This is a genomic window from Thermogemmatispora argillosa, assembly GCF_059696725.1.
This window is the reverse complement of the sequence record NZ_AP019377.1, coordinates 1,159,041-1,184,867: the sequence shown is the minus strand read 5'-3', so window position 1 is coordinate 1,184,867 and position 25,827 is coordinate 1,159,041. Positions and strand designations below refer to the sequence as shown.

The 25,827-nt window shown below is 60.5% G+C and carries 22 protein-coding genes; 15 read left to right on the top strand and 7 right to left on the bottom strand.

Features of this window, described 5'->3' with window-relative positions; translation table 11 throughout:
* Nucleotides 1-70 precede the first annotated feature (70 nt).
* Complete coding sequence (locus AC6H1L_RS04650; RefSeq protein WP_497600373.1) at nucleotides 71-934, bottom strand: hypothetical protein; 864 nt, start codon at nucleotides 932-934, stop codon at nucleotides 71-73.
* A gap of 198 nt (nucleotides 935-1,132) precedes the next feature.
* Between AC6H1L_RS04650 and AC6H1L_RS04645 the strand changes: the two genes are divergently transcribed.
* From AC6H1L_RS04645 to AC6H1L_RS04635, 3 genes are all read left to right on the top strand, one after another.
* Nucleotides 1,133-2,002, top strand: a complete 870-nt coding sequence (locus AC6H1L_RS04645) for an IclR family transcriptional regulator (RefSeq protein WP_497600372.1) — start codon at nucleotides 1,133-1,135, stop codon at nucleotides 2,000-2,002.
* Nucleotides 2,003-2,070: 68 nt separating this feature from the next.
* Nucleotides 2,071-3,459, top strand: a complete 1,389-nt coding sequence (locus AC6H1L_RS04640; RefSeq protein ID WP_497600371.1) for an MmgE/PrpD family protein — start codon at nucleotides 2,071-2,073, stop codon at nucleotides 3,457-3,459.
* 148 nt (nucleotides 3,460-3,607) lie between these two features.
* Nucleotides 3,608-4,438 carry a phosphosulfolactate synthase gene (locus AC6H1L_RS04635; protein WP_497600370.1) on the top strand — a complete coding sequence of 277 codons (831 nt, stop codon included), beginning with the start codon at nucleotides 3,608-3,610 and terminating at the stop codon, nucleotides 4,436-4,438.
* 312 nt (nucleotides 4,439-4,750) lie between these two features.
* Here the strand turns inward: AC6H1L_RS04635 and AC6H1L_RS04630 are convergent, their stop codons facing one another.
* The 4 genes from AC6H1L_RS04630 to AC6H1L_RS04615 form a co-directional block, all read right to left on the bottom strand.
* Entirely contained in the window at nucleotides 4,751-5,443 is a 693-nt protein-coding gene (locus tag AC6H1L_RS04630; protein WP_497600369.1) for an HAD family hydrolase, read from the bottom strand.
* A 246-nt stretch (nucleotides 5,444-5,689) separates the two neighbouring features.
* The gene (locus AC6H1L_RS04625) at nucleotides 5,690-6,049 is read right to left on the bottom strand and encodes a hypothetical protein (protein WP_497600368.1); all 360 of its coding nucleotides are present in this window, start codon (nucleotides 6,047-6,049) and stop codon (nucleotides 5,690-5,692) included.
* A gap of 31 nt (nucleotides 6,050-6,080) precedes the next feature.
* Nucleotides 6,081-7,262, bottom strand: coding sequence for an alpha/beta hydrolase family protein (locus tag AC6H1L_RS04620; protein WP_497600367.1), 1,182 nt, complete (start codon nucleotides 7,260-7,262; stop codon nucleotides 6,081-6,083).
* A gap of 548 nt (nucleotides 7,263-7,810) precedes the next feature.
* The gene (locus AC6H1L_RS04615; protein ID WP_497600366.1) at nucleotides 7,811-8,104 is read right to left on the bottom strand and encodes a hypothetical protein; all 294 of its coding nucleotides are present in this window, start codon (nucleotides 8,102-8,104) and stop codon (nucleotides 7,811-7,813) included.
* 503 nt (nucleotides 8,105-8,607) lie between these two features.
* On the opposite strand from AC6H1L_RS04615, the gene AC6H1L_RS04610 reads away from it, so the two are divergent.
* A complete protein-coding gene (locus tag AC6H1L_RS04610) occupies nucleotides 8,608-9,285 on the top strand; it encodes an MEDS domain-containing protein (RefSeq protein WP_497600365.1) in 678 nt (225 codons plus the stop codon).
* A 249-nt stretch (nucleotides 9,286-9,534) separates the two neighbouring features.
* Here AC6H1L_RS04610 and AC6H1L_RS04605 read toward each other — a convergent pair whose 3' ends face one another.
* On the bottom strand, nucleotides 9,535-10,479 hold the full coding sequence (locus AC6H1L_RS04605; RefSeq protein WP_497600364.1) for a cysteine hydrolase family protein: 945 nt from the start codon (nucleotides 10,477-10,479) through the stop codon (nucleotides 9,535-9,537).
* 807 nt (nucleotides 10,480-11,286) lie between these two features.
* Between AC6H1L_RS04605 and nusA the strand changes: the two genes are divergently transcribed.
* From nusA to AC6H1L_RS04555, 10 genes are all read left to right on the top strand, one after another.
* Nucleotides 11,287-12,447, top strand: a complete 1,161-nt coding sequence (nusA, locus tag AC6H1L_RS04600) for a transcription termination factor NusA (RefSeq protein ID WP_497600363.1) — start codon at nucleotides 11,287-11,289, stop codon at nucleotides 12,445-12,447.
* A 685-nt stretch (nucleotides 12,448-13,132) separates the two neighbouring features.
* A complete protein-coding gene (gene rnpM / locus AC6H1L_RS04595; protein ID WP_497600362.1) occupies nucleotides 13,133-13,486 on the top strand; it encodes an RNase P modulator RnpM in 354 nt (117 codons plus the stop codon).
* Between the two features lie 589 nt (nucleotides 13,487-14,075).
* The gene (infB, locus tag AC6H1L_RS04590) at nucleotides 14,076-16,466 is read left to right on the top strand and encodes a translation initiation factor IF-2 (protein ID WP_497600361.1); all 2,391 of its coding nucleotides are present in this window, start codon (nucleotides 14,076-14,078) and stop codon (nucleotides 16,464-16,466) included.
* A gap of 21 nt (nucleotides 16,467-16,487) precedes the next feature.
* Nucleotides 16,488-16,937 (top strand): 30S ribosome-binding factor RbfA, encoded by a 450-nt coding sequence (gene rbfA, locus AC6H1L_RS04585; RefSeq protein ID WP_497600360.1) that lies wholly within the window; start codon nucleotides 16,488-16,490, stop codon nucleotides 16,935-16,937.
* Nucleotides 16,934-17,992 carry a DHH family phosphoesterase gene (locus AC6H1L_RS04580; protein WP_497600359.1) on the top strand — a complete coding sequence of 353 codons (1,059 nt, stop codon included), beginning with the start codon at nucleotides 16,934-16,936 and terminating at the stop codon, nucleotides 17,990-17,992. The genes rbfA and AC6H1L_RS04580 overlap by 4 nt, the downstream gene beginning before the upstream one ends.
* Nucleotides 17,959-18,915: a tRNA pseudouridine(55) synthase TruB gene (gene truB, locus AC6H1L_RS04575; protein ID WP_497600358.1), complete on the top strand. Its 957-nt coding sequence runs from the start codon at nucleotides 17,959-17,961 to the stop codon at nucleotides 18,913-18,915. Before AC6H1L_RS04580 ends, truB begins: the two co-directional genes overlap by 34 nt.
* 142 nt (nucleotides 18,916-19,057) lie before the next feature.
* Entirely contained in the window at nucleotides 19,058-19,996 is a 939-nt protein-coding gene (locus AC6H1L_RS04570; protein ID WP_497600357.1) for a bifunctional riboflavin kinase/FAD synthetase, read from the top strand.
* 17 nt (nucleotides 19,997-20,013) lie between these two features.
* Entirely contained in the window at nucleotides 20,014-20,868 is an 855-nt protein-coding gene (locus AC6H1L_RS04565; RefSeq protein ID WP_497600356.1) for a DUF3662 and FHA domain-containing protein, read from the top strand.
* 12 nt (nucleotides 20,869-20,880) lie between these two features.
* A complete protein-coding gene (locus AC6H1L_RS04560; protein WP_322480662.1) occupies nucleotides 20,881-21,327 on the top strand; it encodes an FHA domain-containing protein in 447 nt (148 codons plus the stop codon).
* A gap of 195 nt (nucleotides 21,328-21,522) precedes the next feature.
* Complete coding sequence (locus tag AC6H1L_RS04555) at nucleotides 21,523-22,890, top strand: FtsW/RodA/SpoVE family cell cycle protein (protein WP_497600355.1); 1,368 nt, start codon at nucleotides 21,523-21,525, stop codon at nucleotides 22,888-22,890.
* 232 nt (nucleotides 22,891-23,122) lie between these two features.
* Here AC6H1L_RS04555 and AC6H1L_RS04550 read toward each other — a convergent pair whose 3' ends face one another.
* A complete protein-coding gene (locus AC6H1L_RS04550; protein ID WP_497600354.1) occupies nucleotides 23,123-24,868 on the bottom strand; it encodes a hypothetical protein in 1,746 nt (581 codons plus the stop codon).
* 284 nt (nucleotides 24,869-25,152) lie between these two features.
* Between AC6H1L_RS04550 and AC6H1L_RS04545 the strand changes: the two genes are divergently transcribed.
* Entirely contained in the window at nucleotides 25,153-25,785 is a 633-nt protein-coding gene (locus AC6H1L_RS04545) for a hypothetical protein (protein ID WP_497600353.1), read from the top strand.
* Nucleotides 25,786-25,827: the final 42 nt, after the last annotated feature.

The window sequence follows — 25,827 nt, the reverse complement described above, 5'->3', positions numbered from 1 at the left end:
AGCGCGGCTCTGGCTCCTGACCGGCGCCAGCAAAAGGCCCATACTCCTAGACGAGAGCTGCTCACTCAAGCTACGCCTGCTGAGGCTGGTCAGGCTCTTCTGGCGCCGGGCCGCCTCTCATGCCCTCCTCTTGCCCTGTATTGGTGGTCTGCCAGGGCTGAACCGGCGAGGCAGAGCCCAGAGCACTTTCAGGTAAGGCTCCCCACGGCGGGACAGCTGTGGCTGGGGCTGGCACGCCGCCGGCTGCAGAGTTGGAGGGAGCGGCATGGCCGGCGCTGACAGGGGCCGTCGCTGTCACGGGATCTGAAGCAGGAACCGGCGGCGGTGCGCTCTCGGGGGCTGACGGCGGTGTGACAAGCGTGGTCCCATCGGAGACAGGCGCGGCGGACATGGCTGCCGCTGGCGAGCCATAGGCCGAGACGGCATAACCGGCATTGGCATTGGGAACAGGCCCCAGTGGCGCGCCAAAGGCCGGAGGATAGACAATCGCTCCGCTGTTGGGATAGACTGCTCCTGCTGTTGGCCCTGGGACGGGATTGGATGGGTAAGCCGCGGGAGGAGGTGCCACATTGCTGGCAACTGCCGGACTGCCGGGCACGGGACCAGATACCACGGGCGGAGAAGGCGCTGCGCTCGGTGAGGCACTGGCCTCCTCTTCCTGCCCCTCACCATGCAGGCGATCTAGTTCTTGCTGGATTTCCTTGATGTGTTGCTCGAGCGTGGCCAGATTTTGACACAACGGCAGCAGCTCGCTCTGAGCCAGTTGCCCGTTGAAATACAGCTCCATGACTTTGTTCGACAGCGTCCGGTGCTCGACGCTCGCCTTATAGCTCAAATCATTCAGAACAAGCTGCAGATGCTGGATGCGAGCCAGACGGGCAGCCTGCTGAGCCGCCTTTTCCAGACCATGCTGAATGCTTTCGAGAATACTCATCGATGCGTTCCTTCTGCTGCTTGCAGTCGATATCACCGCTCAGGTCTGTCTCTCCGGTCCTCATTATAGCAAAGGGCCGCCGTTTCCGTCGAGTTGTCCTAGCCGTGGCCCATTTGACAGGAGATCTCTTCAGGTGATATACTGGGGCGTCCATTATGTGGATAGTATTCCACTATGTGGAAAGGAGGCGCTGAAGCAATGCCGTCGGAGGAGGCGCGCGCAACGCGGGTCGGAGTCTTGGACAAGGCGATGGCCATTCTGGGGGCCTTCCCGCGTGGGGAGAGCGCCCTTTTACCCCAAGAGATCGCCGAACGGACCGGGCTCCCGCTCCCGACAGTCTATCGGCTAGCTCAGGCCCTGGCTGAGCATGGGCTGCTGATGAAAGAGGGCTCGCGCTTCCGTTTAGGGCTAACCCTCCTGCGTCTCGGACTGCTCGTCGCCGAAAGCATTGACGTACGCAGGCAGGCCCTGCCTCATCTCACCTGGCTCAATGGCCAAACGGAAGAGAATGCCGAGCTGCACATTCGGCAGCAAGAGACGCGGGTCGTGATCGAGGTAGTGCGCAGCCCCCACAACCTGCGCCCCTTTGCCGACATCGGGGCCCCGCTGCCGCTGCATCGGGGCGCCGCCGGCAAAGTCCTGCTGGCCTGGCTTCCCGAAGAAGAGCGCCGCGCTCTGGCGCGGGCCAGTCGCGAGCGCTTTGACAGCGAGCAGGTGAGGAGAGAAAAAGGCTGGGATGAGGGGGCCTTTCTGGCCGAGCTGGAGCAGGTACGGCGCCAGGGATGGGCCTACAGCGAAGGGGAGCGCATCGCAGGAGTAGCGGGTCTCGCTGCCCCCATCTTCGATAGAAGAGGTCAGGTGGCGGCGGCGCTCACCCTCGTCGCGCCTGCCGCGCGTCTGGGTTCTGAGCAGCGGGTCCGCGCCATCCCGCTGGTCTGCGAAGCCGCGCGCCGTGCCTCCTACGACATGGGCCATACTGCCAGTGTGGCGGACACTGGCAGCCTGCAGCGGCAAGAACAGCGCCACCAGCGCCACGACGGTGTCGGCGCTGAGTCGCTCACGCCGTAAGTGGAGGCGCAAGTGAAACCAGCCGCTCCTTTCGGGAGTGCTGGCAAATGGGAAGGAGGTCACCAACCATGACGCTCGTTGAAGAGCTTGCGAACTTTGTCGTCCGCAGCAGCTATGAGGATCTCTCGGCGGAAGCGCGCCGTGAGTTAAAGATTCGTGTGCTCGACTCGTTGGGGTGCGCCATTGGGGCCCTGGAAGGGCAGCCGCTGGCTATTTTGCGCGAGCAGATCAAGGACTTCGGAGGCAATCCGCTGTCGACCTTGATTGGCGGAGGCCGCACGGCGCCGGACCGTGCTGCGTTCTATAATTCCGCCCTGGTGCGCTATCTCGACTTCAACGATACCTTCATTGCGAAAGGAGAAAGCTGTCATCCTAGCGACAATCTGGGGGCTGTCCTGGCTGCCAGCGAGTATGCTGATCGCAGCGGCAAAGATTTCTTGACGGCGCTGGCGGTGGCCTATCAGGTGCAATGCCGGCTGTCAGAGGTGGCTCCGGTTCGGGCCAAGGGCTTTGACCACACGGTCGAGGGTACCTATGCTGTCGCGGCAGGCGTGTCGCGCGCATTAGGCCTGGATGCGCAGCGTACGGCCAACGCCATTGCCATCACTGGCACGGCCTACAACGCTCTGCGCGTTACCCGGACAGGCAGCATCTCCCACTGGAAAGGAATGGCTTATCCCGCTGTAGCCCATGCTGGCACCCATGCCACCTTTCTGGCCATGCGCGGCATGACCGGCCCGGCTGAGGTCTTTGAGGGGAATAAGGGCTTCATGGAGAGCATTGCTGGCCACTTTACGATCGACTGGTCGCGCGAGAATCTGGAGATTGTCCGCCGCACAAGCATTAAGAAGTACAATGCGGAGTTCCATTCTCAGCCAACTCTGGAGGGTATTCTGCACCTGCGCGAACAGCATCAGTTGCGAGCCGATCAGATTGAGCGCATTGAGATCGACACCTTTGATGTGGCCTACCATATCATCGGCGGTGGCGAGGAGGGCGACAAGCGTATTGTGCGCACCAAGGAGGAGGCCGATCACAGCCTCCACTATATGGTGGCTGTAGCCCTGCTCGATGGCAAAGTCACCCCGGAGCAGTATCGACCGGAGCGCATCGTGGCCAGCGACGTGCAGACGCTGCTGCGCAAGATCGAGGTACGGCCTGCTGCTGATCTTAGCGCGCGCTTCCCTGCTGAGATGCCCTGTCGCATCAGGGTCCTACTGACCGATGGGCGGCGCTATGAGCTGGAGATCGCCGACTATCCGGGTTTCTATAGCCGTCCCCTGAGTTGGGAGCAGGCCCTAGAGAAGTTTGAGAGCCTGGCGGCGCCCTATACCGATAGCGAGCTGCGGCGCTCCATTGCGGAGACCGTGCAGCATCTGGATGAGGTGCCGGTGCGCCAGCTCACGGCCTTGCTGGCTCAGGTCCGCCTGCCTGCTGCTGGAGGGCCGGCCCTCTGAGGCTCAAACAACGGAGCGACAGGCGGTCGAGCACCTGGCCTGTCGCTCCTCTGCTGGCGATCGATCCTGTTGCGTTGAAGTGAATGGCTTGCCGCAAGGGCAAGCGCTGATGGAATGCCTGGAGTGCAAGAGGTAAGGAGGGAATACAATGGCAGAGCGTGGCTTTACCTTCCTGCGTATGAATGAGCGGCAGAGCAAGCCGCGCACGCGCGGTATCACTGAGATTCGGGGACCGTACTACACGGCGATGGGCAAGCGCTACCTGGAGGACGTGCTGGAGACGATGGGCGAGTATGTCGACTCGCTCAAGTACGCCGGTGGCTCCTTCACGCTAATGCCGCCTAAAGCGGTGCGTGAGCTGAACGAGACCGCTCATCGTTACAATGTGCTGGTCTCGACCGGCGGTTTCATTGAGTATGTCCTCACTCAGGGGGCTCAGGCAGTTGATCGCTATATTAAAGAATGCCGCGATCTGGGCTTCGACATCATCGAGATCTCCAGCGGCTTCATCACGATCCCGATCGACGACTGGCTGCGCCTAGTCGAGAAGGTGCAGAAGGAAGGTCTGAAGGCCAAGCCGGAAGTGGGCATTCAGTTCGGCGCTGGCGGGGCGACCAGCGTTGAGGAGCTGGAAGCCGAGGGAACGCGTGATGTGGGCTGGGCCATTGCCCAGGCCAAGCGCTTTCTGGAGGCCGGGGCCTACATGATTATGATCGAGTCCGAGGGGATCACTGAGAACGTGAAGACCTGGCGTACCGATGCGGTGGCCAGGATTATCGCCGAGTTGGGCCTTGAGAAGGTGATGTTCGAGGCTGCCGATCCCGAGGTCTTCACCTGGTACATCAAGAACTACGGCCCAGAGGTCAATCTCTTCGTCGATCATAGCCAGATTGTTCAGCTAGAATGCCTGCGTTCGGGCATCTGGGGCACGAAGAGCGTGTGGGGCCGAATCCTCACCTATAAGGGCGAGCAGTCCTGAGCCAGCGCCTGGCGGCCACCAGCGCGCAGGCCTCGGCATGCACCTGATCTCTCCAGAGGCCGCCGTCCAGGCCGAGCGATAAGCCGCTTGTTCTGCGCTATCTGGCCGCCTGCTTGGGGCCAGGACGGCGCCGCAGTGAGCAAGCAGATCACTACCATGCTGGGCCAGGGTTGCCCGATCAAAGCGGGCATGGCCCTTCGGCGCAGGCTGTGAAACCTGTTTCCTGGAGCGCACACGCGGCGGTAGCTTCTACTGGCTAGCTCCAGAGAAAGCCAGGCGGAGAAACAAGCGACCGATGCCCGGACAGACCGCTCATGGGAAGAGCGCCAACAGCTCCGCTGGCTGCTCAGCCCAGTACTCGGGCTGCTCGGCCAGCACCCTTTCTGGCGGGAAGATGCCGCCCCAGAGGGCCGCAATGGCGACCATCCCGGCGGCATGAGCGGCGGCCATGTCCCCAGGATGGTCGCCCACATAGGCCAGGGCCGACGTAGGAGTCTCCGCTGCGATCAGCCCAGCGGCAATCAGCTTCTCACGCGCTTTCCAGAGCGGTGCTGGATGAGGCTTACGCTCCGCGGTATCCTGAGAGGTCACCGTGACCGTCAGCAGCGTGCTCAGCTCCAGATGGTGCAAGTCCGTTGAAAGGCGCTCTGGGCCGGTGTTGGTCACCACGGCTAACGGATAGCCCCGGCGCTGTAGCTCCTCCAATAGGGCGCGTACCCCTGGATAGAGGCAGGTCAAGCGATAGCCCTCGTGGGTGTAGTACCAGAGGTAGGAGGCCGCCACCTCCGCGGCCTGTGGGCCAGCGTAGAGCGCTGTGCTCTCGGCCAGGCGCAGCGGGGAAATCTGTCGAAACTCCTCCAGCGTGCGAGGAAAGACCCGGCCCGTATGTTGCTTATAGGCGAACTGCATCGCCGCCATCATACCGCGAGTCGAATCGGCGATCGTCCCATCCCAGTCGAACAATACAGCCTGGAAAGAACGCACATCCCTGAGATCGGCAGTCACGCGCCTTGCATCTCCTTGTCTTTCGCTGCGGGGCCTCACCCCCAGCGCCATCTTTTCGACATCGCTGCTTATTATAGCGCATAGAGGCAGGAGCCTGGCTGTCAGCAGCTATGGCTGAGCCGGCTCTTGCTGGGGCCACAGTCGAAGAAAGATCCTGGACTGGACTCACCAGTTACCGTTTGCCAAGGAGAGCAAAAGAAAGAGGCAATGAGTCGAGCGGGCGACCTGGCAGGAGAGGAGCGCCGGTCAGGCCTCCTCGTCGCCCGCTCCCTCCACCTTCAGCGACTGGCTCTCTGCCAGCTCTCCGCCGAACTCCGGCTGAGAATGAAGTGCAGGCCCACACCGAGAGAGAACCCAGGGAGGGAGCACCAGCGTCACCAGGGCGGCGCAGCCGAGCGCCAAGGCGCTGGCCGCCATCTTCCCCAGCAGCCAGACCGCTGGCCAGGCGGGAAGGAGTGCCCCCGCCAGGGCCAGCGCCAGCAGCCAGAGCCAGGTTCGCCAGCCGGCTCCATAAAGACGGGCGTAAGCCGCACCACTGAGCAAACCGCAGAGCAGTCCCAGTAGCAGCCAGAGGCCAGTTAAAGTCAGGGCCAACGAAAGGGTCATGGCGAGCCTCCCCTTGCGTGCAGGCATCCCATCAAGAACCGACAAGCGTAATCTTCCAAATGATCAGAGCCAGACGGCTGCTATCACCCACGAGCTGCAGCGGACTCAGACCGCTGCGGACCTCGACATGCTGAAAAATTCCGAACTCAGCCATATCGTAGGGATGGTGCAACCGCTGCAGAGCGGCTGCGAACTCCCGAGTTTCGGTAAATGGAACATAAGCATCGCTGCGATCGTGCAGCAAGAAGATCGGCGCCTGAATCTCAGAGATCACACTTGCGGGGGAAAGCTGCGCCAGCAACGCCCGCATCTGAGGAGAAAGCGCGGCCAGATTCGTGGCCACCTGCTGCGGCTGGTCACCAGCAAGGAGATGGTAAGCGGCGCGCGTACTGGGAGAAAGCTGCTTCAGCTCTGCGCTTGTCAACGGCCTGGCGTTCTGGGCGAAGGCAGAGCGCAACAGAGCCGCCTCGCGGGCGGGGAGAATAGTGCCCAGCGTATGAGCCAGTGCCTGCAGCGGCACATAGTAAGGAATCCAGGTTTGGGAATGGCCGTCGACCTGCAGCTGATGCGTAGCAATGGCCTGTAAGAGCGTCTTGGCCTCAAAAAAGCCCCCGAAAGAGAGTACAAAGGCCACCTGATGGCGGATACGCGGATCAGCAGCCGCGAAGCAAGCCAGAGCGTTACCGGCGCTGAAGCCAACCAGGCCAATGCCTGCCGGATCAACATCGCGGCGACGGGCCAACAGCTCAAAAACCTGCACCACCGCCGTACTATCCTCGCGGCGCAGCACAAAATCGAACAGCGCCGGCGTCCCGACGATGGCCACCACCATCCCATCGCTCGCCAGCGAGCGCGCGAAATTCACCAACTGGACATCAGCGCGATTATCGCCCAGGCCAGCGATCACCACCAGGGCCTGGCGGCGTCCCGGGATCAAAGGAGCGGAGTCATCAGGGGCGTACAGATCCAGGTATACAGTGCCGGCGGCAGCCGACGCCAGCGTTGTGCGGCTAAAGCGAACCGGCTCGCCGAACAGCCTCATGGCCGGCCCCTGAGAAACACTCAACAGAGCGGGCAAGAGCAGCCCTGTGCGCAGACTGGCCCGACCCCAAGGCGTCAGCGAAAGCAAGAGGCCGAGCAGCGTCAACAGCGTCAGCAGCCCCTGAGATGCCCAGCGCCCCAGAGGCGGCCTCTGGCGTCTCTGGCTGGTCACAGGAGCAGGTGGCGAGCCGCTGCGAGTCGAAGGCAGAGGAGCCGAAGCAGCGGCCTGCCCTGGCAAGCCGCCTGACGGCAGAGGAGCGGAAGCAGAAGACGCCTCAGACTGAAAGCAGACCGCCTGATCTGCTGGCATTGCTAGCCTCGCCCTGGCTCGGACTAAGAGGAGCCGGCAGGCTGGCCAGAGACAAACCAGCAAACGGCAGTTCAGCGGCTGTGAGCAGAGCGGAGGCCTCGCATACATGGCCGCCTCCCTTGGGAGCAAGAGCACGAACGACAGCGTACCTTACAATCCCAAACGAAAGAGGCAGCCCACAAGCAACAGCCGACACTGTTCTGCGCCAACCAGCAAGAAAGGCAGAAGCCTGATGATAAGCCGCGCAAGAAAAACCGCTCAAACCACAAAAACAAACAAAGAGGGCAGCCACAGAAACGAAGCGAGGGATGACCTGACCCGGCGCTAGCCGAGCGGAGCGATGGGCTGCCCGTTTCAGCCGCTAGCGGAGCCTCCTACCCTCTACGAGGCTCCTGCCTGGCCCTCGTCAATCAGTCAGCAGCGGCCTCGACCACCACCGGGCCGCTAATCACCTCTTGCGAAACGAGGATCACCGAGCTTCCCAGCGTTCCCATCCAATTAGTTGCCACCTCATCGGCCTCCCGAAGTTGGCGCGGGTCAGCGGAGAGATTGATCGTCACTAACTGATCTTCACGATTCAAGACATAGAAACCCATGAAACCAGGTAAGCGACGAACCAAAGGAATCAAGTCCTCCTGAATGCGCCGGATCACAGTAATCACCTTACCGCTATCGACGCGGTACTTGCGAATCGTACCTTGCATCGCAACAATCTTCCTTTCACCAGGTCTGGCAGAAATAAAAGCGAAACAGGAGCAAGCAGCAGGCAGCGCCGTCCCGAGCCTCGCCGGCCAGGCCGGACGAAGAGGGCAAGCGCCCACCCACTAGTTAGTATAAAGTATAAAGGCAATGCGGGGAGCAGAGCAGCCGGCCATGCCGGCCCCATCCCTGGAGGAAAAGCAGCCAGAGGCCCGAGAGGAGAGAAGGGAAGAGGGTCCACGAGCAAGAAACTGGCCGAGGGAGCAGGGCAAAGGGCGCTCCGCTGCTGCAACTGGTCGCAGAGGCGCGTACAATATTTCAGGAGAAAGGCCAAGGGCCTCGGGCGGGAGTAGCAAGCAAGCAGAGAAGAAAAGGACAGGAAGGGTTGGGGAGAGCTTTCCTACTCTTGGCTGAATAGTGGACGCTTCTATATGTGCTAATCCCGCTCCGGTGTGATATGCTTAATGATGGCAAGCTGGTTAAGAATCGGCATTGTGTGGAGATAGGCATGGACCTGAGTGTTGATGGCAAGTCAGAGCGAATTCCATACAGCTCGCACATCTGTCAGCTCTACAGCAAAGTGACAGAGATCGCCGGAGTCACGGCCCGGCTGTTGCGTGCGGGGATCGTCGCATCGGAGAAGTGCCTGTTTGCGGCGGCGCCTGCGCAGGTGCAGGAGTTGCGTGAAGAACTAGTGAAGCTGCAACTTGACGTAGACGCCTTAATTGCCAAAGGGCAGCTCATCCTCTCCTCAGAGCGCGAGCCGTTTCTCTCCAATGGGAAGCGGTTTGATCCTTATTTTTTATTATCCACGCACCAAACCTTTATTACCCAGGCGCTGCGCGATGGCTGGAAAGCGGTAAGGATCTCCATTGACATGACCTGGTTAGCCGGGGAGCTGGCCACGCCCGAGCAGCTCTTGAAATACGAGGCCCTATGTGACGCCGTTTTTACCTTTCAAAACCGGCCCATTATCGCCCTGATGCATTACGATTATGGGAAATTGCTGCCCAGCCTCGTAGTGGAGATGCTCAAGCTTCATCCTATCTCCGTCGTAGGCAAATTCATCCGGCGCAATCCCTACTATTTGAACTCCGAACAGTACATGATCAAGATCCTACGAATGCATCGGGAGAAAGAGAAAAAAGAGCCTGGCTCACAAGAACGCGGAAGCGGACGCGACTAGCGGCCCCTGGTCCACTCACCGGCCTGCCAGCCTACTGGCCTACTGGCCTAGCCACGCCTGGTCATGCCTAGCCATGCCGAGGAGCGACGGAGCAAGCGAGCGAGCGAGCAGAGCGGAGAGAGAAGCCTGACGCCAGAGGCAACCTGGCAAACAAGCCAGCCAGTCAATTAACCGACCAATCTCCGAGCAGGCGAGAAGAGCTGACTGGCGCTCGCCTGCTTACTCGCCTGGCTGCTCGCCTTTATGTGCTCAAGCCGGCAGCCCGTCGGTGCTGCGTACCAGGTGGACGCCCAGGCCTTCCCAGCGAGACAGCTCCTCCTCAGCCAGGGCATCGAAATCGATGGAGGGATGCCGGACAGAGCTCGTGCAATCGCGCAGCACGTAGAGGCGTTGCAGCACATCGGGCCGTTCGCTGAAGTATTGCACAAGCTGGCGACCGCTCTCCAGGACGCAGTGAGACTTAGCCTCGCCAGCGAGAAAAACGCGATCGTGCTGCATGATTGTTTCTAGCAGGGAAGTATTGAGCTGGCTAGCGGGATCGGAGGGATCGGGCACTTCAGCGCCGAAGATGCCATAGAACTCCGTACGTGGAGTCAGGCCCTTCACAATATAGTGGGGCTGCGTCTGACGAGCGGCACTGTGCCAGGCCAGAGCCTCGCTGAGCGGGGCCACCAACATATGACCCAGGGTCCCCTGCATCGTATGATACGGCCAAATCATCAGCTCCTTGCGGGCCTGCTGACGCAGCGCCTGCACATACTGGCGCGACCATTCTGGTTCACGCAGGGGGGTCCAGCGGCCTTCCTGAACATCCTCGACGCTGATCGTTGTAAATGGGGCAGGATGCTCGCCCGTCTGAGGGTTCTGCCACCAGGTTGAATAGAAGATCTGGAACGGCAAATGAGTATCGAGCGAGGCGTAAATCGTAGTAATTCGGTCGGCGTGGGCATAAAACCAGGTCAGCAGGCGAGCGACGTCCTCCTGAGCGCCTGGGACAGAGAGCGTGCCGCCGGGATCGACAAAATCATGCTGATAGTCGACCAGCACCAGCGCAATACGCTCGCGGTCCGTACTAGCGGGAGCAAGGCCTGCCAGGCGCCCGGCCTCACTAAACTCGGCGATGCGGGCGGCGTAAGGACCCCTAAAGGCGTCCTGCGGATCAAAACTAGCTGGGGCCAGAGATCGTTCACTCATCAGTACACTCCCTCATCCAGACAGACCATTATCGCAGAGCAAAGTCACAGGGCAAAACCCGGAGAGCAAGCAAGAAGGGCAGAGCGCCACACCACCGGCATAGGTGAGCGGCTCATTCCGTCCGCCTGCCTGCCCGCGAAGGAGAGCGCAGCGAGCGCGAGGCAGGCCCGACCCAGATCGTGGGGAGCAAAGCCGATCGCCCCTCGCCTTGGCCTGCCGGCCTCTCGCCAGACCATAGAAAGTGTCAAATATACACTAAATAGTCATTTAGAGTATAGTCTGTCTTGCGACAAAAATCAAGGGGCGGGGGAACGAATCGCAAGCTCTTCTCCTTGCCTTGCGTTGAAAAAGATGACATGATATAATACTAAAAGATAGGCGCTGGCAGACTTCAGGCAGGGAGCAGGGAGTGCTTCTCACTGCTTGCCGTCTGTATGGGGTTGACGTCTTGGCCCCTCGCATGTTCTCGTCATACCTGTGAGGCCAAAGGCACTGATCGCAGGGTCAGCAACGGCTTCGCCTCACCTCGGTGAGGGGAACGGGTCAACCCAGCGACATGCTCTATCTTGCTTGTTATACTGTCCTGTGGGACAGTGGGCTGTTGTCAGTCAGCCCCGGGGTCCGGGCTGAGAAAGCTGCGGGCCAGCCCCCCAGTTTCTGCCGTGGGGTAATTGACAGAACATAGAGGAACCTAGAGAAAAGTGGGAACTCCCCACTTTTCTGCTTGCCAGGGACTTTTTCTTTGCACTCGAACAACTTGCAGTAAGTGTCTACTGGGCGACCAGCGAGCGGGAGGGAGAAGGCATCATGAGGAGCGAATTTCAGGCTGCTATTGCGCAGTTGATTGCCGAAAAAGGATTGCCCCGCGAGGTGGTGATGGAGACCGTGGCCAATGCCCTCTTATCAGCCTACCGCAAGAGCTTCGGGGGCGGGGACAACGTGCGCATTGAGGTGGACAAGAACGGCGAGGTCCACGTCTGGACCACCAAGCGAGTGGTTGCCCAGGTCAAAGATCCCAACGAGGAAATCTCGCTGGCGGAGGCTCAGCGCCTCATGCCAAAGGCCGCCCTGGGACAGACGATTGAGGTGGACTCATCGCATATCTTCGAGCGTATCCCGACCCAGACGGCCAAACAGGTGATCCTGCAGCGCATTCGCGAAGCCGAGCACGAGCATCTTTACGAGCAGCTGAAGGAGTGGGTCGGTGAGATTCGGTTAGGGACGATCACACGCCGCGATCCGGCGCGGGGCTGGCTGCTTGATTTTGATCTCGACCGCGTTGATAAGGTCGAGGGGTTGATGCCTTTCAGCGAGGAAGTGCCCAGCGAGCACTATCGAGTCGGCCAGCGATTGCGCGTCTATATTGTTGATGTGCGTCGCGTTCAGGGGCGGCTCTTACAGATCGTGGCCTCGCGTTCCCATCGCGATCTGGTGCGACGGCTCTTTGAGGCTGAGGTGCCTGAGATCTATGAAGGCACCGTCGAGATTAAGGCCATTGCCCGCGAGCCGGGCAGCCGGACCAAAGTAGCGGTGGTTGCCCATCAAGAGGGCCTGGACCCTATCGGCTCCTGCGTCGGGATTCGGGGGTCGCGCATCAATAATATTGTGCGCGAGCTGAACGATGAGAAGATTGATATCATCCTGTGGAGCCCCGACCCGGCGACATTCGTCGCCAATGCTCTCAGCCCCGTTAAGCCTCTGCGGGTCGAGCTGCGCGAGGCCGAACGTACCGCCCAGGTGGTGGTAGCTGAGAAGCAGCTATCGCTAGCCATCGGCAAGGATGGGCAGAATGCCCGTCTGGCGGCCAAGCTCACCGGCTGGCGCGTCGATGTAGTCAAGCCTGCTGAGGGCGAGGTCTATGAGGAGCCAGCGGAAGAAGCCTTCTCGTCGGCCAGCGCCCGCCGCGAGCGTGGGCGTCACGACAGTGGCAGGCGCTCCGCTTCTTCACGGGGTGGCAAATATCGCTAGCAGCTCGCTTGCTCGCCTGCAGTGCCTGCGCCTGTCTGCCTGCTTGCCTGTCTATCAGTTTGTCCCTCGGGACCCGTTCGCAAGCCTGCTGGTCGGGGTAGTACGCCGGTCCATCCGTCTTTCTTCCCTGGTCTGGCTGGAGCGGCTCAACCCGGCGAACCGGCGGCGCACGAGGTGACCTTTCATCTCTTGGCCTTCTCTCCTCCGCTTCCAGGCAAGCGCAGACTGGTGTCATACAGCCGGTGGCATAGGCAGGCATAGAGCATCTGGGCTGGGAAGGGAAGCGGTGAGGCCATCGCCATCACAGCAGGCTCCGAGAGCCGTGCCAGTGGCTGCTGCTGGTTGACCCGGGAGGGGGTAGAGAGCGTATGGCAGCGCGGAGAGTAGGGAGCGGCGAGAAGGCTGTCTATTCGGTGATCCTGGGTCTGGCTGATTGCCCTGGCTGACCCGCTCCTTGCTCTGCCTGCCAGGAGACAGCCTCGTAAGCGACCAGGCCGTATCTATCCCCATGAAGGGTAGCGAGTGGTTACTACCAGCTAGGATCTCCCTGCGGGGCTTTTATCCTCACTGAAGAGGAGGGCGCCGGTGCTTCGCCGGCGAGCAGAAGATCAATCCCATCAGAACTGAAAGGAGGGAGCCGCCTTCCTCCCCTGGAGGCTGCCAGGGGTCCTGGCGGCATGTTGCTATGGCCAAAGCCGCTAAGGGAGGGCGCCAGAAACACGTTCCGCTACGTACCTGTATTGCCTGCCGCGAGACCAAGCCGAAACGCGAGCTATTGCGCATTGTGCGCACGCCCGAGGGGCGGATTCTGCTCGACCCGACCAGTAAGAAATCTGGGCGTGGAGCCTATCTCTGTGCCCGCTATTCCTGTTGGCAAAAGGCGCTCAAGGTCAAAAAGGCGGGAGAGCGCTGCCTGATCGAGCACGAGTTTGAGCGCCAGCTCTCTGCCGAAGACCGCGCGGCGCTGGAGGAATACCTGGCCACATTGCCGCGGGAGGAGCAGCCTCCGAGTGGCCTCGCCAGGCCAGTGACAACCTAGGAACAGAGAAGCGGGCCGCTCGCTTCCACCGAGGTGACGCCTGTTGCTCCCCGGGCTTCTCCTGGGGGGTCTCCCTCGCACCTCTTGGTCCTGCCCTCTCTGCGCCGTCATCAGGCAGGGCAGGCGCGCCGGGGAGAAAATTGGCTACAGCCTCAACCGTAGCGGGTTGCAAGGGTCCAGCGAGTAGGCTATACTGGAGAAAAGTTCGCGGCTCCCTGAATCCTTTGTTACCTTGTTCGGAATGGGGAAGCAGGGAGCGAGTGAGCGCTTTTCTTGTTGTCATTGTTGTATGTGTCACGCAATCTTGACTCTTCTTTACAGAGACACAGCCCCTCGTCTACAGGGCAGACGTGGTGCGCCAATGTTTGCGGAGCAAGGGCTATGTTAGGATAATCATAGCAGCGACTACGCCAGAGTGCGCAGACTGAGACAAACATGCCTGGCCTGCATTAGCGAGGGCTGTCTCCTCCCTTCACATCAACGGCTCCTGCCTTTGGAAGGGATGGTGACAGTCCTTTGTTGTGGCTGTGAAGAGAGGTCTCCACCGCCAATTGTGGCGCATCATTCGCGATAGAAGGGAGTCTTCTTCATGAGAAATACATCCGAATCAACCACGAACACCAACGAGCAGGCGAAGGCAGCGACGACGCGCAGCCGTACCGGCACTCGCCCAAAGACTGAGAACGCCACACAGGGCGGTCAGGAACGTTCAACCAAGCCAGGCGCTCAAGGTGCTCAGCGCCGCAGTGCGCCGCCGGCGGGTGCGCCTCCGGCACGCAGCCAGCCGCAGCACCAGCACCAGCAACAACACCAGCATAGTGGCAGCGCTGGCCAGCCGCAGCAGCAAAGCGGAGCAAGCGCGGCGCCTGCCCAGACCCAGCGTCCAGGCTGGAGCAACGGCCAGCGCAATCAGCGGCCCGCCGGGGGACCTCAGCCCCAGCGGCCCGCGCCATCCCCAGGGGGAGCGCCGGCCAAATCACCGGCGGGCGGAACGACCTTTGCAGGGGGAGCCTCTCCGAGTGGGACCGCCACGCGTAGTGGTGGGCACGCTGGAGCGGCGCCCAGTGGCCATACAGGAGGCAGTGTAAGCTCCCAGGCCTCCGCGCCGGCCCCCAGGCCCGCCGCTCGTCCTCGCCCCGCTGGGGGACGGCCTGCCTCTGCGTCGCAGCGCAGCCATGAGCGGCATGCCAGCCCTGTCAAGGAGAAGCCGCCGACGGGGCCGGTCGCCATTCCGCCGCAGATTGTCGTGCGGGACCTGGCCGAGCTGCTGCACACAACACCGACCGAGACGATTCGTCATCTGATCAAGCATCACATCTTTGCCAGCATTAATCAAGTCGTTGATTACGAGCAAGCCGCGCTGGTAGCGCGTGACCTGGGCTTTGAGCCGACCCCGCAGGTCATCTCGCCGACGAGCACCAGCCTGCAGCGGGGAGCGCTACCGACCAGTGCGGTGCTGGAAGCGGCGCGTGAGGACAAGAATACCGTGCCGATCCCGCCGGTGGTCACTATTATGGGCCATGTCGACCACGGCAAGACCACCTTGCTGGACACCATTCGCAAGACACGCGTGGCCGCCGAGGAGGCCGGTGGGATCACTCAGCATATTGGCGCCTACCAGGTTGAGGTAAAGGGGAAGAAGATCACCTTTCTCGATACCCCTGGCCACGAGGCTTTCACTGCCATGCGCGCGCGCGGCGCCCAGGTCACGCACATCGCGGTGATCGTCGTGGCCGCCGATGATGGCGTCATGCCGCAGACGCGCGAAGCCATCGATCACGCACGCGCGGCCAACGTACCGATCATCATCGCAATTAACAAAATCGATAAGCCGACCGCCAATCCTGAGCTGGTCAAGCAGCAACTGGCTGAGATTGGCGTGATCGTCGAGGACTACGGCGGCGACACGGTTTGTGTTCCCATCTCGGCACGCACGGGGGCTGGCATTGATGATCTACTCGAAATGATCCTGCTCGTCGCCGAGATGCAGGACCTGCGTGCCAATCCGAACCGCCCGGCGATTGGCGTGGTCATCGAAGCCAAGCTAGAGAAGAGCACCGGGCCGATGGCCACCATTCTGGTTCAGGAAGGCACCCTCAAAATGGGCGACCACATCGTCGTAGGGCCGCTGGCGGGTAAGGTGCGCGCCATGTTCAACGACCGCGGCAAGCGCATCCAGAAGGCGCCGCCCAGTACGCCGGTCAGTATTCTCGGCTTGCCCGAGGTGCCTCAGCCTGGCGATCGTCTCGAAGTCGTGCCTGATGAGCGCACTGCCAAGCAGCGCGCAGCGGAAATCGCCGAGCAGCGCCGCGCCGAAAGTAGCCTGCCAGGACATGTCAGCCTCGATACCCTCTACATGCAGATGCAGGAGGGCAAAGCCAAAGAGCTGAATATCGTTCTCAAGTGCGATGTCCAGGGCACTGTCGAGGCAATTAAGAATGCCTTGCTCAAACTGGGCGAGGAAAAGATCAAGCTGCGCCTGATCCACGAGGGCGTCGGCAACGTCACAGAAACCGATGTCCATCTGGCTGCCGCCTCCGGCGCTATCATTATCGGCTTCAATGTCAAAGCCGATAATGCGGCCTTGCGCCAGGCCCAGAAGGAAGGCGTTGAGATCCGCTATTATGACGTGATCTATCAGCTGATCGAGGATATCGAAGCGGCTCTCAAGGGACTGCTGGAGCCGACCTATCACGAGGTGATCGAAGGCCACGCCGAGGTGCTGCAGCTCTTCCGCAGTGGCAAGAATACCGTGATCGCCGGCTGTCGGGTTACCGATGGTAAGGTCACCCGCACTTCTCAGGTGCGCGTGTTGCGTAATGGAAGTAAGGTGCATGAGAGCCGTGTAGCCTCGCTGCGACGCGGCAAAGATGATGTGCGTGAAGTGGCTGCCGGCTATGAGTGTGGTATGATCATTGAAGGCTTCAATGGCGTGCAGGTTGGCGATATCATTGAAGCCTTCAGGCAAGAAAAAGATTGAGGCCCAGGAAGGGGATAGATCATGCCAAACCTATATCGCCAGGAAAAGCTGGGTGAGCTGATTGCCGAAGAACTCAGCGATTTGCTGCGCACGCGCATGAAAGATCCGCGGATCGGCTTTGTCAGCATCACGCGGGTGGAAGTCAGTGGCGATCTGGCCCACGCCAAGGTCTATGTCAGCGTGCTGGGCAGCGACGAGGAGCGTAACAATACAATGGCTGCGCTCAAGCGCGCCACTGGCTTCCTCCGTCATGAGCTGGCAGGCCGTTTGGTTCTGCGCCACGTGCCTGAGCTGGTCTTCAAGCTCGATCTCTCCCTGGAGAAAGGGGCCGAAGTCATGGAGCTTATCAAGCAGATCGAGCAAGAACATGCCCAGAAGCAGCAGCAAGAAACATCTCAGACAGGCGCCCCTGCTCAGTCGGAAACCGATGAAGAGCAGGATGAGAATACTGATGCAGCGGAGGCAGAATGAGCGCATCTGCGACTGCTCTGGCGGCTCAGCTACCGGCGGACCAGGTCGAACAGGCGCTGGCTTTGCTCCGTTCGGCGCGGCGCGTGGCTCTATTAGCCCATGAGCATCCTGACGGGGACTGCCTTGGTTCGGCCCTGGGTCTGGCGCACATGCTCTGGACTTGGGGCAAGGTGGCGGTGCCCTGTTGTGCCGATCCGCTGCCGCGTGCCTATACCTTCCTTCCTGCCCAGGAGCGCTTTCAGCAAGACCTGGGGGGTGAAGATTTCGATCTCGTGGTAGCGCTCGACGCTGGTGAGCTGCCGCGCTTTGGCAGCCTGTACGAGCGTCATCGCTCCTTTCTGGAGCGGGTGCCGTTACTCAACATTGATCACCATATCAGCAGCGCCGGGTGTGGCCAGGTAAGAATCATTGACCCGACGGCGGCAGCCACCGCGGAGCTGCTGGTGCTTTTCCAGCAGCAGGCTCAACTGCCGCTGTCGCCAGAGGCGGCCCTCTGTCTTCTGACGGGCTTGATGACCGATACTGGCTCGTTTCAATTTCCGAGCACAACGGCCAGAACGCTGGCGGCGGCGGCCCTATTAGTGGAGGTCGGCGCCTCACCTGAACCGATCGCCCAAGCCGTTTTCCGCACGCACCCGCTGGCTCAAGAGCGCCTGCGGGCCAGGGTCATGCTGCAAGCGCAGACAGCCTGCAATGGGCAGCTCATCTGGTCGTGGGCCAGCGATGCCACGCTAGCCGAGACTGGCGCCTTGCCGGAGATGGACGATAATCTAGCCGGTCTGCTCCGCGATATTGAAGGGGTAAAGATCGCGGCCTTTTTCAAGAACTATGGCACGCCGGGCACAACGCGCCTGAGTTTGCGCTGTGCGGCGCCCTATAACGCGGCGGAGATCTGCCAGCGTCTGGGGCGTGGCGGTGGTCATGCGCGAGCGGCGGGGGCCACGCTGGATCTGCCCCTGGAGCAGGCGATCCCCTTTGTTGTGGCCAGGCTGGAAGAAGAGCTACGGCGGGGAGAGGAGCAATGGATGGCATCCTCAACATCAACAAACCCGTAGGTCTCACCTCGCATGATGTCGTAGCGCGCGTGCGTCGTCTGCTCCATCAGCAACGTGTGGGCCATGCGGGCACACTGGACCCGCTGGCCAGTGGAGTACTGCCGATCTGTCTCGGTCTCGCAACGCGCGTCGCCGACTATCTGAGCGAGAGCGGAAAGGCTTACCGCGCTGAAATCGTGCTGGGTGTAGAGACCGACACCTATGATCGCGAGGGCCAGATAGTCAGCACGCTGCCGGTCCCCGATCTCACTCGCGAGCAAATCGAGCAGGTGCTCAGGAGCTTCCTAGGGCCGCAGCTCCAGGTCCCCCCGCCCTATTCGGCGGTCAAGCTCCAGGGAGAGCCGGCCTATCGTCGCGCGCGGGCTGGCGAGAGCCTCAAGCTGGCGGCGCGCCCAGTCGTGATCGAACGCCTCACGCTCCTCGCCTGGGAGAAACCGCGACTGCAGCTAGAGGTCGAGTGTAGCAAAGGAACCTACATTCGTTCGCTGGCCCATGACCTGGGCCAGCGCCTCGGCTGTGGGGCCCATCTCGGCGCCTTGCTGCGCACACGCAGCGGACCCTTGACCCTGGAGGAGAGCATCACGCTGGAACAACTGGCCGAGGCGCTGGCGCACGGCGGCCTTGAGCGCTATCTTTTGCCGCTGGATATCGCGCTCCAGCAGTATCCGGCGATCATCATCGATGCCAGAACGCTGCAGCGGGTTCTGCATGGCAATAGCTTTCGGGCCCCTGGGCCGGACCCGGTGTCAGCGGCAACTGCACTGGCTACCGGCAACACAGAGAGCAGTTCGCAGCAGAGGGAACAGCTGCCCCTGGCGCGCATCTGCGACGAGCAGGGACGAACCTGGGCCTTAGCGGTCTGGAAGCCGGCGCAGCGTCTCTGGCAGCCAACGCGGGTCTTTAGGCCCGAAGGACGCTCCTGAGCGGGACGGCGCTGGCAGGCAATTCCCCCAGGCTGGTTAAGAAAGTGCGCGATTGTTGCCTGACCACTAGAGCTGTGATACTATTAGAACGCCCGCTGCGGGTGCGACATTGAGCAGAACGTAAAGGGCCACCACTTTCATTATGGACTATCAAACCACCGTAACCGCGCAGGAACCAATTGCCATTACCATCGGGAATTTCGATGGCATCCATAGAGGACATCAGCGCCTGCTCCATGAGCTGCGGGCCTTAGCGGCAACACTGGGGTGTAAACCGGTCTTGCTGACGTTTGAGCCGCATACATTGGCCGTCGTACGGCCACAGGTACCGCTGCGGTGCCTGACCTCGCTAGAAGAGAAACTGGCGCTGGCGCGACGCTATGGCGGGGTGGAGGATTACATTGTCGTGCACTTTACGCCGCAGGTGGCCGCTATGTCGGCCCGCCAGTTTCTGGATGAGCTGCGCACCACCTTTGGCTTAAGAGGCCTGGTGGTGGGCGAGAACTTCAGTCTGGGACACAATCGCGAGGGAGACATCGCCTTCCTGCAGCGCTATGGCGCAGAACACGGGCTGGTGGTCCGCGCGCTCCCGCTGGAGGAAATACGAGGGGTGCGCGTAAGCAGTACGGAAATTCGCACGCTTGTCAGCGGGGGGCGAATCGCCGAGGCCGCCGAGCTGCTCGGGCATCCACTGCTCTTGAGCGGTGTTGTAGTACACGGCGACCATCGCGGCAGGCTGTTGGGTTTCCCAACGGCCAATATTATACCTGAGCCATATCGCCTGTTGCCGGCCAATGGGATCTATGCGGCGCGGGTGGCGGTGGAGGAGGCGGGAATGAGTGACGTGTTTTCTTCTCCTCACGTCTATAAGAGTGCGGTGAATGTCGGCATTCGTCCGAATTTCCCCAGCAAGCGCCCACTGGTAGAGGCGTATCTGCTGGATGTCGAGCTTGATCTCTACGGCAAGCGTATTCTCGTGGAGTTCATCGCCCGATTACGCGATGAGCAGCGTTTTGATAGTATAGAGGCCTTGAAAGCGCAGATGGCCGCCGATGTGGAGCAGGTTCGGCAGATTCTGTAAAGGGAGCGTGAGCCAGGGTGAAAACGCGCCAGAATCCACTCTCACGGTTTGAAGCCTTTATGCAGCGGCTGATCGAGGGGCCGTTTGCTTTTCTTTTCCCTTCGCGACTGGAGCCGGTCGAGGTGGCCCGCAAGCTGGAGCGGGCGATGGAGGATAATGTCTTTCAGGGAGTAGATCGCTTGCTGGCACCCAATGTCTACGACGTCTATCTGAGCATCAAGGACCATCAGCGCTTTGCCCCCAGCCAGGCCATTCTAGTCCGCGAGTGGCAGGAGGATCTGGTGAATCTGGCCCGCCAACGACACTACACCCTGCGCTCCAATCCGGTTCTGCGCCTGCATGCCGATAGTAGCTTGCGTCCCGGCCAGGTGCACATCGAGGCCGAGCTAGTCGATCGGCAGCATCGTACTGGCGATCCCAGCCTGGATGGCGAGGTCATGGAAACACAGGCGCTCAGCGCCGAGCAGCTCGCTCAGCTACGCGCCCAGTTGCAGTCGGGGCAGTTGCTGCCCGGCATCGATGTGCCCGCCGGCTCCTCTATGAGTGGCCTGGCAACGGCGCGCCCTGCTCCCCCGATGCCACAGGCCTGGCTGACTATTCGCCTCCCCCAGGGTCAGCAGATCTATCGTATCGAGAAGCCAGTCATCAATATCGGAAGACAGCTTAATAACGATATCATTGTGGAGGATAAGCGCGTCTCGCGCTACCATGCTCAAATCAAATATCAGCCCAATGGACAGTTTATGCTCTTCGATCTCGGTAGTACAAATGGCATTACAGTGAATGGGATGCCAGGGGTACGCCAGCATACCCTGCGCAGCGGCGATCGTTTCACCATTGGGAGCTACGATTTTTACTTTGAGCGAAGGTAGGGACACTGACTCATGCCTTTGGATGTCTTTTTATTGATCTTAAGAATCTTGCTGCTTATCCTACTCTACCTCTTTTTGATGCAAGTCGTGCTAACGATCTCCCGCGATCTGCGCAGGACGGCGGCGCTGGGAAGCGAGATGAATGCCCGAACGCCGCCGGTGGTTGGGCACCTGGTAGTCGTCGATAGTGGTCCCAGCAATTTGCTGCCGGGCACGCGCTTTGACCTGTTGCCGCAGACGACGATTGGGCGCGGTCCTACCAATACGATTCAGTTGTCCTACCCGTTCATTTCTGCCGAGCATACGCGGCTCTGGTACCGTAATGGCGTCTGGTATGTCCAGGATGCCGGTAGTGTCAATGGCACCTTTTTGAATAACAAACCTGCTCGTGAGCCGTTGCCTGCCCGGCCCGGTGACCTGATCCAGATCGGGCCGGTCTCTTTTAAGCTCACGCCCTAGTTCGCTCGCCTGCTCGCTCAGGCGCTCGCCAGGCTTGTCCTTCTCTCGCTGATCCCTGCTTGCTCGCTCAGCTATTGCGATCAATTGAGAGGCTCTGGCTCGCCGCAGCCCCGCTCAGGGCGCGGTGGTCAGCGTGGTCAGATAGGCCTGGCTGGCCCTTGCCGAGACTTGCTGACAGTGAAAGGTCAGACTGCGATGACGTTCCGCTACCGCTGGAAAGAACTGGGATTGTTCATTATCCCATTTCTGATTCTGTTGCTGGGCATGTCCCAGCTCTTGCTTGCTAATCGCGATCAGACCTCATCGCTGAGCACGCGCAATCTGCCGCCGATTCAGGGCCTCATTCCTATTCTAGGGTTGATCGCCCTGTTTCTAACGGTCAACATCGTGCTCAGTTTCTTCTTCTCGCGAGCTGATCAGATGCTCCTGCCGCTGGTAGGCTTGCTGAGCGGCCTGGGGGTCTTGATGGCGATGCGCGTCGGTCCTGATATCAATCGTCCTACTTTGGGGACGCAGCAGCTGATCTGGGTGATTCTGGGCATTATTATGTGTATGGTCACCCTCTTTGGCCTGCGGCGCATGCAATGGCTGGAGCGCTACAAGTACACCTGGGCGGTGCTTGGCCTCTTCCTGGTCTGCGTCACGCTGGTCAATACCTTCCATGTGAAGAACCTTGACAGTCCGACCCATGACCAGCTCAAGCTAGGTCCTTTTGCCTTTCAGCCCTCGGAGCTGCTCAAGATCTGCATTGTCATTTTCTTTGCGGCCTACCTGAGCGAAAATCGCGATATTCTGGCTGGCAAAGGCCCCCGTTTCGGCCCGTTCCGTCTGCCGCCCTTACGCCAGCTTGGCCCGGTATTCATGATGCTCTTTATCGCGCTGCTGCTCTTCCTGGTAGTGCGCGAGCTGGGCCTGGCCCTCTTGATCTACGGCCTCTTTCTCTGCATGATCTATCTCAGCTCGCAGAAGAAATCGTATGTCTTCTTTGGGCTGCTGCTGTTCGCGCTGCTCGCCTTCATCGGCTACTCGCTCTTTAGCTATGTGCGTAATCGCTTCGCGGTGGTTGGTTTCGATGTGGTGAACTGGCAGCGCTGGACCCCGGCCCAGACGACTTTTGCCGAGAATCAGGGCTTCCAGATCGTCCAGGGGCTGATTACGCTCTCTAGCGGTGGTATTCTAGGGGCTGGCCTTGGGCTGGGCCATCCGACGATCGTGCCCGTGGTGGAGTCGGATATGGTTCTGACCGCCTTCGGCGAAGAACTGGGCCTGGCGGGCTTGCTGGCGCTCATCGGCCTCTATTTGCTCTTGATCTACCGCGGCTATCGCATTGCAATGGAGGCGCGTGATCCCTTTAACCAGCTTCTGGCGGCTGGCTTGACCTCCATCTTTGCCTTACAGACCCTCATTATTGCCGCAGGCAACATTAAGCTATTGCCCCTGACTGGTATTCCTCTGCCGTTCCTGAGCTATGGTGGCAGCTCAGTGATCGCGAACTATATCATTATTGGTATCCTTCTACGCATCTCCTCCAATACGGCACTGGAGCGCGAAGGCCTGGCCTAGCCGACAGACAAGCAAGCTCGCCGGCTGACTGACAGATGGCAGCTAGCGATAGACAGCAGCGCTCGGCGGGGTCGGTCCCGTCTCTGAGCTGGTTGGATGACGGACTATCCCCCGCCGGAGCCTGGACTTTCGTCGCTCCCTGTGGCCAGGCTGGCTAACTGTGGTGCAGGCTTGAGCGGAGGCGGCTTGATCAAGGATGGCCCTGCTCAAGCCTGCTCGTTCCCTTCGGCACTCAATGGACAGGCAGATGTCCCTGGCGGCGTTGAGAAGGCTCTCTCTGCTGGTCGCGGCTCGCTAACGAGAGTGACTGGATAGCCAGCGGCGAGCTGGTCCGTTGGCGGCGGAGGTGGGTCAGCAGTAGGGGAACCGCCAGGAGCAGGAAGGACCAGCCCCAAAGTCCACGCAGCCAGCTTATTTGTAGGCCTGGCAGGAAGGGCAGCCCTGTACGCTCCATGCCCCAGACATAACCGGCATAGATTGAAAGCATACAGAAGGCAGTCAGCGCCAGCGTAACGGCAAAGGCTCGCGAGTGGAGCAGGGTCTGCCAGCTCTTGTCACTGGCCAGGGCGAGCAGGCTCAGGCCAAGCCAGCTCACAAGGTACCAGGGCCAGAACCAGGTGGAACCAACGAAGCAGAAAAGAAGCCAGGCCAGGGCCATCCAGCCGAAGAGCGCAGACAGCGTGCGCATGGAAGCGGGGCGCCGCAGGGTGTAGAGGCAGAGACCACCATAGACAAGGACAAAGAGGAGACTGGCAGTGGTGTGAGCGACAATCTCCGGGTAGGAGCCGGTATTAAGATCAAGCTGGATCAGACGAATCTGAGCAATGGTCGCATAGAGATGGACGAGAAATTCATAGGGCGTGTTGCGGGCCATCGAGGCGCTCGGGTTGACCTTGAGAAGGCGTAAGACTGCCCCGTGGTGCCAAAATGGCCAATAGAGCAGCACAATGCAGCCAACGTAAGCGAGCAGCATAGCTGCTGGTAGCTGAAGCCGCTGCCAGAGAGGGCGCTGCTCAGCGCGAGCCAGAAGGAAGAGAAGTAGCCCTGGGAAGATAACGATGAAGGTGATTTTGAGGCAGGCGGCCAGGGCCAGAAAGAGGGTGGCGGCGAACAGCCAGGGGAGCTGTTGGCTGCGCTCCCAGTGGAGGAGAGACCAACAGGCAAGTAAGATCAGGAACAGAATAGTAGCATCATTATGCGCATTGACACAGGCTTCTAGTAGAAGCAGCGGATTCCAGGCGAGGGCCAGCGTCACGGTGAGGCGGCTGAGATGGAAGCGCGCTGAGGAGCTTGCTAGCGGCGTCAGGGCCAGGCCGCTGCAGCTCCAGAGGAGGGCAGTCGCGCCAAGATGCATGGTCAACCCGAAGAGGCGTAAGAGGAGCACCATCCCCCAGACGCTGTTATGGTGAAGCTGGAGGGCGAGCCACTGCAATAGGCTGGTGCAGGCGATCCAGGTCGGGCCATAGGCTGAGGGCTGAGTGGTCCAGAAGATATATTGATAGATGGGATCGTGGGCAATGGCAATGGGCAGGGTCGTCAAAGGATTAAGATGGTAAATTACGCCTATGCGGGCGTAGGTAATGTACGAGAAAACGTCTTGCGATGTCAGAGCAGGATATAATACTAAGATGAAACCGAGAAAGGTCGTTGATAACAGGATAAACCGGTAGGAGATCAAGGGGGGCAAAGCGCGCAGAGCTAGCAGGTAAAGTAGACAGATCGCGGCCAGGCCACCGCAGAACAGGAGCAGATCGCGCCAGTTCAGCGGGGCGTTAGCGTTGTGCAGGGCCTGGGCATCGAGGGGATGCCGCGGCGCAATGAGGGGCTGGTGGGGGAAAAGCAGGTGTGTTGGCAGTAGGAGCCAGTGTTCCACCCACGAGCCGGGGAAGGCCTGATAAAAGTAGAGCGCGCGCAGGGGAAGGATGAGGCCGACGGCCAGCAGAGCCATTCCTAGCAGAAGCGCAAAGAGAACAGGCAACGGGCCTGTGGGATGTTCTGTCAGAGCTGATTCTGTTTTTGAGCCTTGAGTAAGAGGAGTCAGTGAGTATGCCATCTGAAAAGGTACCCCCACCGAGATCTACTAACAAGTACTATCCATGCCCTGGTCCTGGCGAGCCGGGACCAGTACCAGTATTTCTACTTACGGCTAGGTATAAATACCTAAACATAGTATACGGTCTCGTGTAAAGTGCCGCTTGTTCGCAGGGGCCAGGCATGGTATACTTTGGCAGAAGGGAGCCGCGTGCCATTCAAGCGACTGCTGTGAGCAGAGCAAGTACAATGGGCCAGTACCAGCAGTGGTTGCTCTGTCAGGAAACTGACCAGAGCCTGAGACGGAAACTGGAGGCGCTGGAAGCTGAGCGGGCCTCCTTGCTAGAGCGCCTGAGCGAGCTGGAGCGGGCGCAGCCGCGGCCAGAGAATCAGCTAGTGCGTCTTTTGCTGAGCGCTTTAGGGGGAGAGGAGGGGCAGCAGCAGGGTCAGCAAGCGCGAGCGAATCTCTCGCCATCGTCCTCTGTCAACTCTGGGGCCATGCCAGGGCGCAGCACTGGCGAGGCTGTTGGCAGTGTTGGACCTGCCGGTCCGGCGCGGACGCCATTGCCGGCGATGAGCGCTGAGCCGCCTGGTGGTGCGCTTCCTGCTTCTCAGTGGGGGAGCAAGGGCCAGGGCCAACGAGGATCATCCGTGAAGCTGCAAGAGCTTGAGCTACCTGAGTGGCTCCACCGTTTGACCATCTCCTCAGGTAAAGATCGGCGCCCCGGTCCCATCGATGAAGAGCGCATCCGTACCAATCGCCTGGTGCAGCGTTGGTTAGAGCGCTGGGGGCGTCTGCCCCCCTCGCCACCGGCGTCCCAATCGCCAACCACCCCACCTCACGAAGGCTCGACCCAGAGCTGAAAGAAGGCGCCTGCCGAGTCGACCGACTGGCCCTGTGCTCTG

Excerpts from the sequence above, each read along its gene's own strand:
- AC6H1L_RS04650 (WP_497600373.1), bottom strand. The coding sequence starts at position 934 with ATGAGTATTCTCGAAAGCATTCAGCATGGTCTGGAAAAGGCGGCTCAG.
- AC6H1L_RS04645 (WP_497600372.1), top strand. The coding sequence starts at position 1,133 with ATGCCGTCGGAGGAGGCGCGCGCAACGCGGGTCGGAGTCTTGGACAAG.
- AC6H1L_RS04640 (WP_497600371.1), top strand. The coding sequence starts at position 2,071 with ATGACGCTCGTTGAAGAGCTTGCGAACTTTGTCGTCCGCAGCAGCTAT.
- AC6H1L_RS04635 (WP_497600370.1), top strand. The coding sequence starts at position 3,608 with ATGGCAGAGCGTGGCTTTACCTTCCTGCGTATGAATGAGCGGCAGAGC.
- AC6H1L_RS04625 (WP_497600368.1), bottom strand. The coding sequence starts at position 6,049 with ATGACCCTTTCGTTGGCCCTGACTTTAACTGGCCTCTGGCTGCTACTG.
- AC6H1L_RS04615 (WP_497600366.1), bottom strand. The coding sequence starts at position 8,104 with ATGCAAGGTACGATTCGCAAGTACCGCGTCGATAGCGGTAAGGTGATT.
- AC6H1L_RS04610 (WP_497600365.1), top strand. The coding sequence starts at position 8,608 with ATGGACCTGAGTGTTGATGGCAAGTCAGAGCGAATTCCATACAGCTCG.
- AC6H1L_RS04605 (WP_497600364.1), bottom strand. The coding sequence starts at position 10,479 with ATGAGTGAACGATCTCTGGCCCCAGCTAGTTTTGATCCGCAGGACGCC.
- nusA (WP_497600363.1), top strand. The coding sequence starts at position 11,287 with ATGAGGAGCGAATTTCAGGCTGCTATTGCGCAGTTGATTGCCGAAAAA.
- rnpM (WP_497600362.1), top strand. The coding sequence starts at position 13,133 with ATGGCCAAAGCCGCTAAGGGAGGGCGCCAGAAACACGTTCCGCTACGT.
- infB (WP_497600361.1), top strand. The coding sequence starts at position 14,076 with ATGAGAAATACATCCGAATCAACCACGAACACCAACGAGCAGGCGAAG.
- rbfA (WP_497600360.1), top strand. The coding sequence starts at position 16,488 with ATGCCAAACCTATATCGCCAGGAAAAGCTGGGTGAGCTGATTGCCGAA.
- AC6H1L_RS04580 (WP_497600359.1), top strand. The coding sequence starts at position 16,934 with ATGAGCGCATCTGCGACTGCTCTGGCGGCTCAGCTACCGGCGGACCAG.
- truB (WP_497600358.1), top strand. The coding sequence starts at position 17,959 with ATGGATGGCATCCTCAACATCAACAAACCCGTAGGTCTCACCTCGCAT.
- AC6H1L_RS04570 (WP_497600357.1), top strand. The coding sequence starts at position 19,058 with ATGGACTATCAAACCACCGTAACCGCGCAGGAACCAATTGCCATTACC.
- AC6H1L_RS04560 (WP_322480662.1), top strand. The coding sequence starts at position 20,881 with ATGCCTTTGGATGTCTTTTTATTGATCTTAAGAATCTTGCTGCTTATC.
- AC6H1L_RS04555 (WP_497600355.1), top strand. The coding sequence starts at position 21,523 with ATGACGTTCCGCTACCGCTGGAAAGAACTGGGATTGTTCATTATCCCA.